This window comes from Arthrobacter pascens, from assembly GCF_017052465.1.
GTDB lineage: Bacteria > Actinomycetota > Actinomycetes > Actinomycetales > Micrococcaceae > Arthrobacter > Arthrobacter pascens.
Genome location: NZ_JAFHKT010000076.1, coordinates 1 through 9675, shown reverse-complemented (window position 1 = coordinate 9675; position 9675 = coordinate 1). Strand labels below are relative to the sequence as shown.

Annotated in this window: 8 protein-coding genes and 2 pseudogenes; 4 read left to right on the top strand and 6 right to left on the bottom strand. The window is 61.3% G+C overall.

Annotated features, from left to right (window positions below; genetic code table 11):
- From JYA52_RS00575 to JYA52_RS00570, 3 genes and pseudogenes are all read left to right on the top strand, one after another.
- A pseudogene (locus JYA52_RS00575) lies at nucleotides 1-140 on the top strand (IS481 family transposase); the annotation flags it as partial.
- A 58-nt stretch (nucleotides 141-198) separates the two neighbouring features.
- Nucleotides 199-333 (top strand): hypothetical protein, encoded by a 135-nt coding sequence (locus JYA52_RS22710; protein ID WP_276208515.1) that lies wholly within the window; start codon nucleotides 199-201, stop codon nucleotides 331-333.
- Between the two features lie 46 nt (nucleotides 334-379).
- Nucleotides 380-787, top strand: a pseudogene (locus JYA52_RS00570) (transposase); the annotation flags it as partial.
- A 313-nt stretch (nucleotides 788-1100) separates the two neighbouring features.
- Here JYA52_RS00570 and JYA52_RS23005 read toward each other — a convergent pair.
- Nucleotides 1101-1391, bottom strand: a complete 291-nt coding sequence (locus JYA52_RS23005) for an integrase core domain-containing protein (protein ID WP_372433695.1) — start codon at nucleotides 1389-1391, stop codon at nucleotides 1101-1103.
- A gap of 1530 nt (nucleotides 1392-2921) precedes the next feature.
- Between JYA52_RS23005 and JYA52_RS00560 the strand changes: the two genes are divergently transcribed.
- The gene (locus JYA52_RS00560) at nucleotides 2922-3719 is read left to right on the top strand and encodes a DUF4192 family protein (RefSeq protein ID WP_307869266.1); all 798 of its coding nucleotides are present in this window, start codon (nucleotides 2922-2924) and stop codon (nucleotides 3717-3719) included.
- 517 nt (nucleotides 3720-4236) lie between these two features.
- Here the strand turns inward: JYA52_RS00560 and JYA52_RS00555 are convergent.
- The 5 genes from JYA52_RS00555 to JYA52_RS22705 all read right to left on the bottom strand — a co-directional run bounded on the left by JYA52_RS00555 (nucleotide 4237) and on the right by JYA52_RS22705 (nucleotide 9567).
- Complete coding sequence (locus JYA52_RS00555; protein WP_240459810.1) at nucleotides 4237-5004, bottom strand: polysaccharide deacetylase family protein; 768 nt, start codon at nucleotides 5002-5004, stop codon at nucleotides 4237-4239.
- A gap of 985 nt (nucleotides 5005-5989) precedes the next feature.
- The gene (locus JYA52_RS00550; protein WP_205651211.1) at nucleotides 5990-6811 is read right to left on the bottom strand and encodes a hypothetical protein; all 822 of its coding nucleotides are present in this window, start codon (nucleotides 6809-6811) and stop codon (nucleotides 5990-5992) included.
- Nucleotides 6811-7386: a hypothetical protein gene (locus JYA52_RS00545; RefSeq protein WP_205651210.1), complete on the bottom strand. Its 576-nt coding sequence runs from the start codon at nucleotides 7384-7386 to the stop codon at nucleotides 6811-6813. The genes JYA52_RS00550 and JYA52_RS00545 overlap by 1 nt, the downstream gene beginning before the upstream one ends.
- A gap of 243 nt (nucleotides 7387-7629) precedes the next feature.
- Nucleotides 7630-8649 (bottom strand): SGNH/GDSL hydrolase family protein, encoded by a 1020-nt coding sequence (locus JYA52_RS00540; RefSeq protein WP_205651209.1) that lies wholly within the window; start codon nucleotides 8647-8649, stop codon nucleotides 7630-7632.
- Nucleotides 8650-9441: 792 nt separating this feature from the next.
- On the bottom strand, nucleotides 9442-9567 hold the full coding sequence (locus JYA52_RS22705; protein ID WP_276208514.1) for a hypothetical protein: 126 nt from the start codon (nucleotides 9565-9567) through the stop codon (nucleotides 9442-9444).
- Nucleotides 9568-9675 lie beyond the last annotated feature (108 nt).

Genomic DNA, 9675 nt, shown 5'->3' with positions numbered 1-9675 from the left:
GTCCCTACACATCAGAAACCGAGCGAGCAGCCACGTACCCCGATTGGCTACATCAGTACAATCATCACAGGACCCATACCGGCATCGGAGGAAAAACTCCCATCAGCCGCGTTCATAACCTCCGTGGGAATTACACCTAGTCCTCCGCGTTCGACTCGAATACTCTCCGTCTCACTGCTCGGTACGAACCGTGCCACGGTGAACTGCATCGTGACCCAGGAAGGGAAGCAGTACGAGAACTTCCGGCTGTTCGTGCGCGAATCGCCCGAGAAGCCCTGGAAGTTGCTTGCTTGGGCCAATGAACCGATGACCCTCGGCGAAGAGCAGCGATGAGCATTAGGGAAACAAGGATTTCGGCAAGTACACCAAGATAAAGATCCTTGCGGTGGAAATCGGTGATTGGACCCGCTTCACCGACAGTACTATCGGCGCCTATCTGGGTCTGGTTCCCTCCGAGCATTCTTCCGGTGCTTCCCGGTCCCAGGGCGGAATCACCAAGACGGGCAACACTCATGCCCGCCGCCTGCTCGTCGAGGCCGCCTGGCACCACCGCCGGGCCTACACACATGCCAGCCGTGACATGCGTGCCCGCTGGGACGCAGCCGATGAAGCGTCCCGGATCCGCGGCCATCAAGGCAACCACCGGCTCCACCGCAAGTGGGACCAGTTCGAAGCCCGACACAAACGCCGGGTCATCGCCAACGTCGCCGTCACCCGGGAACTGGCCGGCTGGTGCTGGTCCCTCGCCGCCGCGGTCCAACAGGAGCAGCCGTGGACGGATGAATAGACGTGTGCCGTTCCCGGCCCTATCCGGATGGCTCGGCAGCGTGGAGGAGACCCGCGATACAGCTATGGACCACCGGCACATCAGCCGGTGACGCCCGAGATTGCTAGACCAGCGGCACCCCTCCAGCCGAACACCTCGTCCTGCGGTAACCAACCCGCGCATATCAGCATGATAGTGCCTCCCGTCGATCACGACGCGCCAGCCAAACGCACCAAGCACAAGGAACGGACACAAAAGAGCGGTCCAGGACAAACCAGCTCCGGACCGCTCATCCTTGCCCTCTTGACAAGGAACGCCAACATATCAGATGTACTCAGTCAGTAGGTTGGCGACACCTGCTGATGGGTGGTTTGACTCCGAGGCTGCCGCAGGGCCGGTGGCTGTTGTAGAAGTCTAGCTGTGGTTGCAGGGCCTCTGTCCGGGCTTGGTTCGAGGTGAAGGCCCGACGGTAGGCCCAGCCTTCCTGGAGGCTCCGTTTGAATCGCTCTGCCCTGTCGTTCTCCCATGGATGGCGGGTCTTGATCAGGACGTCTTTGGCACCAACTGCTGCCAGTGCTGCTTGGAAGTCGCAGGAGAGACGGTAGGCGAACGCGTTATCGGTCATCACCCGCCGCACGGGTGCCCCATGGGCTGCTGTGGCTGCTGCCGCGCGGGTGAGGAACGCGGCGCAGGTGGGTCCTTTCTCATCGGACAGCACTTCAGCGTAGGCCAGGCGGGAGTGGTCATAGACGGCCACATGGACGTAGTCGAAGCCCAGACTCTGGTCAGAGGAGCGGTGGTTGGCCGCACTCTGGGACGGGTCGGCCCGCCAGCCACCACCCTAGGGGATCCGTCCGAGCTTCTTCATGTCGATGTGAATCATGTCCCTTGGGGCGTCGCATTCGTAGCGGAGCTACGTCGCCGGTGAGGAACGGATCCGTGCTCCGGTGACAGGGTCCAGGGCCGCAGCCGCGGCATGCCTGCCTGCCTGGGCCCGGATTCTGGAAACGGTCCGGGCCCCGACCCCGCACCGGCGTGCCAGACAACAGACCTGTTAATACCGACAAGGAAGGAACGACCAGCGACACCCATTCCAGCACGAGGCCTGCTGACGTCGTAGCTCGGAATAACAGCTTGTGGTCGGGTTCGTCGGCCTGCAATTCTGGCGGGCCGGACTGGAGTAGATCAGCTACAGGCTCTGCCCCGACATGGCCGCGTGTGGCGGCACTGGCGGGTGGACGTCGGCGACCTCGCGTAAACGGGTTTCTCATGGGGATTCTCCCTTGAAACCCTGAAACTCCTCACATTGTCCTACTGACGACAGTGACCGGATAGCCTCCGCTTAGGGGATGCCGGTAACGAACCGATCCTTAGCGCCGATAAGTCTGCTACCAGCTCATCGTCGGCGCGTCTGAGGATCTCGGATGCGGCCCGGATTCTACTGACAAATTGATCATCAATGGCTACCGCCTCGGGGTCGGCAGCCCGCCCGGAGATGGTGACCTCGCTGATGTGTTGGTGTGCAGTCTGGGCCCAGCCGTAGAGACTTCGCGCCCACGCTGCGATCACTCGTACTGGCCCGCACCCGCAACGGCGAACAGGTGGAGTTCGTCAAAGAACATCTGGTCTTCAGCCCCGAGCACGCCCACGGCGAACCCTCATGCCTTCGGTCTTGGGCGCTTTGCCGAATTTGAACGCACCTGCATTCCCCCACCGCTCCCACTGTAGAGTCGGCGTCTGCGTTCGCGCCGGTTCGGCCTGTTCCTGCTCTGAGGTTTCCTTCGTTAGGGAGTACTTGTGGCTCGCCCGCTGGGAAGTTTCGTAGGGGTGGTAGCAAGGCAGCCGTGACAGAACCTTCCGGAAGCCACCGCAACCTCTCGCGGCCCCGACACTGCGCGCTTCCGCTGCAGCTTCAGGCAACTCCACGTGCGTCATGCTGCGCTGCTCCAGCAGGTCCATGAATGACCAGAAGCATCATCGCTGTTTGTCATTCTGATAACCCCATCATCGCTGGGCGGGCCCTCCGCGCAACCAGGGCGCCAGCCGCCGACCGCAAGCAAAAGTTTCGCTCGGCGCTCCTCCGTCGCTTATCTCCTCACAAAACTTTGCTTGCGTCCGGTTCCCCAAGTTGCACTCCGGACCCTCCTACCCAGCAGTGATTGCCTCTATCAGAACGGCATTCAATCCCAACGACCACCGCCAGGCCAAGAAGGTCAAAGAAGCCAAGACCATGGAAACGCTCACCATCAAATCCCCCGCAGACCTGCTCAGCTTCATCGGACACACCCTCGGCTTCTGGCCACAGGAAAGCCTGGTCTGCATCACCGTGGACACCGACCGCCTCGGCGCCACCTTGCGCGTGGACCTCCCCCGGCACGACGGCGGCGAGCTCGGCTACGCCCGAACCGTCGCCGGCTACCTCACCCACGACCCGAACGCCACGGCCGTTCTGTTCGCCGTCTACACCTCAACACCCTGGGACGCCGGCCAACCTAAACCCCGTGCGGCGATCATCGCCGCACTGACCGGTGTGCTGGCCGAACGCGGCATCAGCATCAGCGACGGGCTGCTCGTCGGGGAGAAGACCTTCACCCAATACGACGGCGACCCCCAGCACAGTGCCGCAATCCCCCTGACCGCGACCCAGACCAGCGCAATCAACGCCGAATTCATCTACCGCGGCAGCAGCGTCGACGATACCGACCGGATCACGCTGCCCAACCCGACAAACGACGCTACCCAACGTGCCGCCGTCGAGGACCGCATGGAGACGATCCGGACCCTGCCTGCCGACGAGGCCGTCGGCCAGGCCCAAAAAGCTCTGGGCAGGCATGCTGGACGCCAAAAAACTACCCAACCGACGACCAGATCACCGTTTCCCGACCGCAAGACCTCCCGGCCCGCGGAACGCTCCTTGGACAAGACCTCGATCACGCCGTTGGTCATGCAGTAGCCCCACGGCTTCACCATGAACAGTCATGAGAAGCGAAAGAGACAACAAGCCGGAGCAGACCAACTCCCCCAGATCAAAACGAGTCATGTTGCCACAACACGGCTCAGCAATGAATGAGTAGCAAGGCAAAAACGTCACCGCCACTAAAAAAGAGGCACCGCCCCACAGCAACGGCCACCAAAAAAGGGCCCCCGAAGGGGCCCACAAGTCAACCTTTGTACACAGTCAGCAGCAAAATGGCCGCTGACCAGGTAAAACACTGTGCCCGAGGTGGGACTCGAACCGGGCGCCAGCCCCCGGAAACCCGCCACTCCCCCGAAAACATCCACAATCCGGCCCAGTCCGATGCCGGTACAACCGAGTCCGAACCTCAGGGTGTGCACATTGTGCACACCCTCTTTTTACCCACTGGATGCAGCACCGATCGGCCTCATGCAATCCTTCGCAGCGCCTGGGGAAGGAAACCCTGCGCGCCGCAGACTTCATTCGCGGCACTGGGGCGGGGACGACCGACTCGTCAGATTGGCGGGGCATCGGAGAGCCGGATGAACCTCGTGCCTTGGCCCATCATGCGCGGCAGGGCCGCGGCCACGCCGGCGCCAGTCCCAGCCTCTGGCCTGTTCGCGTGGGCGATGATGATGCTGCCCGGACGGGCCGAGAGTAATTCACCCGTAACGAAGGGAGCGGGATAGGTCGCGCCGCCGTCACCGTTGACGGTGAAGTTCACCGGCACCAACCTAAGCGCCCGGCAGATTTCCACGGCGATCTCGTCGTAGTGGGCCGTACCGGAGCGGAAGAACCGCGGGGCACTGCCCGTGGCCGCGGTCAGCTCGGCCTGGGCACCCATAATCTCGTCGTACACCATGCCCGGATCCGCCGTCCCGACCAGGCCGTAGGCGGACTGGCCCGTGACCGACAGGGGCCGGTGGGCGGTACCGTGATTGGCGATCTCGAACGACGGGTTCGCTGCCAGCTCCCGGGTCAGGGCCGGGTTGGACCGAACCCAGCGCGCGTTCAAGAAGAACGTGGCGGGGACGCTGTGGCGCTCCAGAGCGGCCAGCAGTGACCGGTCGAAACCGCTTCCGCCAGGACCTCCGCAGCAATCAAAGGTCAGGGCGATCGACTTGGTCCCTTTGGGAAGACTGAGCGCGACGCCCGGCGGTGTTAGACCCCAGGCGCGGGGCTTCCGTCCGGCGAACATGGACACGATCCGGTCCCTGTCCGGCCGGGAAGTCCCTGTAGGGACAGAGGACTGCCCGGTGAACGATTGTGTGGCGGGAACCATGCTGCGGTCCCTCGCCGACGGGCCGGGGGCAGACCTCTCCCAAACACCGGTCTGGGGTGCGGGGTCCGCACAAGCACCCAGAACCATAGCCGCACCAGCGGCCACCAAGAAGCCCCTCCGGGGCGGACGGGAAAGCGGCGGCAGATCGCTACCCAGGGCAGCCACAGGCGTCTCCATTCTCTTCGGGGACGCTTCTGCTTCCACCACTCCTCAAACGCTTAGTCCATGCGAACGCGGTGCCCCGAACGCGGGCCACCCGGGCATGGAACATGGCGTCAACGAACAGCCTAACTGCGAGAGCGGCCATGCCGAATTAGGAGGAGGGCATTTCCCAGACACGGAGAGGACTCCAGGAACCAAGAGGCAACGATGTTCGAAGCTGGCTGCTGAGACGTGCATGAACACTTCCGCCTCCTGGTCAGCCCGGCATATTCGTGCACATCAGACTCCGCGCACGTCTGAGCGGCTCTGCCGTTGGAAGAGGCCAAGTAGGTAGCCGGGCCCGGTGATCGGGGATGTGACCGGACCCGACTGTCCCGCGGAGAGGGTTCGCCACTACCCTCCATGTCGGGACACTGCGACTATCGCCGCTGCGGCTTGGGAAAATCCCGGGTTCGGGACCGGACAGGGTATGGCTCCCGCTCCCCCAATCGAGAGGCCAGCACAGAAAAGAGTCAGCCTTTCTTCGAGCCTGGTAGAACGGTCCGAACGATGCCCGCCTGTGCGACATGCCGGAGCTAGGGAGTGCGCTCAAGGCCATCGATCAAAAGGGTATGGCTCGGACAGCGTCGGGCTGCTCACGGCTCACTACGGGATGCCGGCCAGTTGTTCGTGCGCTCGACGATGCCTCCCGCTAGCTCCGCATGGTGGCTGGAACCTCCATGGCCAGAGTGACTGAACCTCGCAAAACTAGAGCGGGGACAAGGCCCACATCAATTACTGGGCGGTGTCGGTTTGGGGCGCAGTCGTTCGGTCCCTGCAGAGGCTAATTGCAGGTTGCCCCCGCGCTCTGCTGGCTGACTCGGTATTTGACCCGCAGGTCCTGCCAGGTGACCAAGTTTGATCCGGGCGACTGCTCGGAGTGGACTTTGATTCGTCCCCCTGTCAGCATTTCATCGTCGTCGTCAAAGTCATCGTAGACTGTCGCGTACTTGTCCCAAGGGTGGTCATCGTTGTCCCAAGCATGCAGGGCGAAGTTCACCTGACTATTGTGCCGGGCGCAAATGGTCATTGGTTGCGGAAGCTGGGCTTTTGGCACAAAGTCACCGGGATTCAGGGACATGCGGCCCAAGCGGTTTTGTCGGTGCACCGACTTACGGAAGTTCTGCGGGTCGTCGTAGAGTGCCGTCGCCGGCTGGATCTCACCGCTGCCGTCAGCCCCGGGGTCGCCGTCGTTTATTATCTGAACGCTTTCCACAGTTATGGTCACCGGATGGGTTCTGACACCTACATCTCTGACCGGTCCGCAGGGTGTGTTTGGCGGGTGTGGGCTGGCTCCAGGTCGCACCCACATGGCAAGCAGCATGCCGTCGCGGTCCGCTTTGCCGGCTTCGGAGACGAGGCGGCACCATTCGTATCCTGTCTGCAGCTCGGCCAAGGCGCGGGCTTTTCTGTGCTTGAGACGGCTCTCCGTCGTGGAGCCAGGATCGTCCTTTGCCAGCTGGTCATGGGTGAAGCCGTCATAGTTCCTGAACGGGATGCTGCACTCATGGTCGGAGCCGCCTCTTCCTGTCTCGAGAAGTCGTCCAATCAGCTTTCCGTTCGGTTGGACTAGGATGGACTGGAACTTTCCAGCCCCATTCCTCACTACCCGTTGATCCAGTGGGGGATCCAGTCATCGTTGGCAAGAAGAATGTTGCCGCGGACAGTCTGCCCGTTTTGCAATACAGGCCAAGAGGACAGAGCAGTCCTTTGGGCCCCTGTAATGTCTGAAAGGTCGGATTGACTCGTCTCAATCCCTGATGTGGCTGGATTGTCGCTGGTCTTTGGGAATCCGAGCTCCACCCAGTTGGAGTGGCTGTAGAAATCCTGTGATGTGTGCAGCAGCGCGCCAAAATGATCTCCGACATTAAACAGGTTTCGTCTGATCATTGCAGCGCGGGCACCGACGTAGTGATCCCTGATGTATGTGGCTGACCCGTCGAACTCGCAGTCGTCGAAGTGCTTTTCGTCGTGGGCGACGGGGAACCATGGGGCTCCTGAATCCATCCAAGCATGTTCGTCGTTGATGTCATCAACTACAGGCCAGTGAAGAAAGGAGAGTCCCTTCGAGGTTATGTCCTTATGGTCGCTGAAAGCTTGGGCAGGCGCGGCAGTGACGGTACTTCCAACAAGCGCCGACACTGCGGTAGCGGTCAGTACGGCTAAGGCCTTTTTGTACATGATAATTCTCTTGGTGGGGCCGGGCTTGGGCGCTCCGGCACATTTTGAGGTGGGGTTATTGGCTCCAGGAATTCGAGCAGATACATCCGCGAGATTTAGCTCGCGGGCGTGCTCTGAATCTGCGATAGAGTCTGTCGGCTGCCGTTTGCTGCTTTACGGACAGCGCGAAGATCGACTTCTGTTGTTGGTCCCCGCTGGTGGACGGAGCCACGCATGCGGGGACCAACAAGTCAGTGAAGGCTCTTAGCGGAACGAGATCGCCCGGCGGAAAGCATTGCCATAGGCGACATGACCGGCCGCGTTGGGGTGGGCCGTTCCGAACTTGTCGCCCTGCGTGCGCCAGGACCACTCGTATGTGGTGAACCAGCCGTTAGGGCCCGGCGGAAGCAGTTTTCCATTCCATCCAGCACAATATGAATGCGAATCGAACAGCGGCCCAAGATCGACGGGTTTCTTCCACCCATGTCGGCCGCTTTCGTTGGAGATCATCTGGGTGAGCTGGAGTCCCCATCCATGCATTTGGGCTGCCTCGCCGGCGCTGATGCCGACGCCGTTGAAATGAAGCGATCCACACGCTCCGCCCTTAAAGACGTTGGATGGATAGCCGGTGAGATATACGGAGCGTGCCGTTGGCAGCTTCAACTTCAGAGCTGTGGCCAAGGCACCGAACTTCGCCGGCAAGGCTTTAATTTGATCCGCGATACCTCCGCTCCCATGGCAGTCCAGGTGCTTGCCAATCATGTCGGGTGGGATGTATTTGCCAAACAATGTACCCCCCGGCCAGCACGCGGGCTTGGCCACGCAGTTCCCGCCCTTCCAGTTTGTCGAGCAATTCTCGATGATGGTGCTGAAGTGAAGGTCATTGAGGCCTACCGCGATCAGCAAGGCATCAATTGGTCGTCCTCTGAGGCCCACGGCCGCCTTTATAGCGTCCGTCTGCGGTGGCAGCGAACCAAAAATCTCCTCGCGGCCGGCATACCGGGTATCGATGAGGTGCCATAGCTGCGCCCCTGAGCATGCAGCGCTGATGAATGTCACCGAGGTGTGGCGGTTCTCAAGCGATTTCGCAGCGCGGGCAGGACCGCTTATCTTCGACCGGTGACACTGTGGAGATTCCCACAGGACCGGCTTGACGGTCCCTGTCCTGCGGATCTCGCCCTTCCAGTTCTCAGAGGTGTTGTACAAGCCCGGTTTGTCTGGGCTACCTTCCCCAGCAGCCAGGGAATCGCCCATTGCCACGATGAGTCGGTCCTGGAAATCCAAGACCTGCTTGAGTGGGGAGCTAACGCCTTCACTTCCTGCTCCCCAAGCGGTGTGGACGGTGACCGTGGAGGAGTATTTGCCCGGAGCTGGAAGTAGACCGTGCAGGCGTAACTGGCAGGCAGGCGTCCGACTCTTGTAGGTCCACGACCCTCCCGTTTGGGTAAGGGAAAATGTGTAACCGAGGATGCGCCGCTTGGATTGAGATGCGCAAGCGTCAAGATTCATAGACCATTTCGATGGGTTTACAAAGTTTTTGTCGTACACTCCCGTGCTGTGGTTGTATGCCTTCCAGCTGGCTTCGAATCGGCCAGGAACGCTCCAAGTCAATTTAGGCTTCGCGTCTAGGTCAAGAAATACCTCTCCGGGGGCACGCACTGCGGGACTGGTTTGATCTGCCGTTGCTGTGCCAGGCAAGACGAGCAGAAGTATGGCCGCGAGTGCGGCACCCTTCGTGGGGAAATGGTTAATGCGTTTTTTATGAAGATTCATCGTTACTCCGATTAGAAAGTGGTTAGCCGACTCATAACTGGTCGTCACGCGGATTATGTTGGGCGGCACGACGTATAGGGTCGCCCATTGCTCACCCATCTAAATGAACCAAGTGCATGTGTAGAGCTGGATTAGCTGAACTGTTTAGGGCCGGTGGTTCCCCCGACTGCGGACGAGCGCTTCCCAGTGGTTGAGCCGTGGCCCGTCAGGGCGGGCGAGCAGGATCGAGGTGGGTCAGATTCTGCGGAACATGATGATCTCCTGATGTATGGCAGTGCGGTGGTTGGGGAAGGTTGCCGCGGGTCAGCGGCGGATAAGCGGCTCGCAATGATTAGCTCCGAGGCCGGCGGCTGCGGGGCCGGCGGTGGCGGCGGCGAAGCCGAGGGCGATGGCGAGCAGGACGGCGGTGGTCCAGATTTTGCGGAACATGATGATCTCCTGGAGTGCGGCGGTGCGGTGGTTGGGGAAGGATGCTGCGGGTCAGCGGCGGACGAGCGGTTCGCAATGGTTGGCCTGGATCCCTGCGGTGGCGGGGCC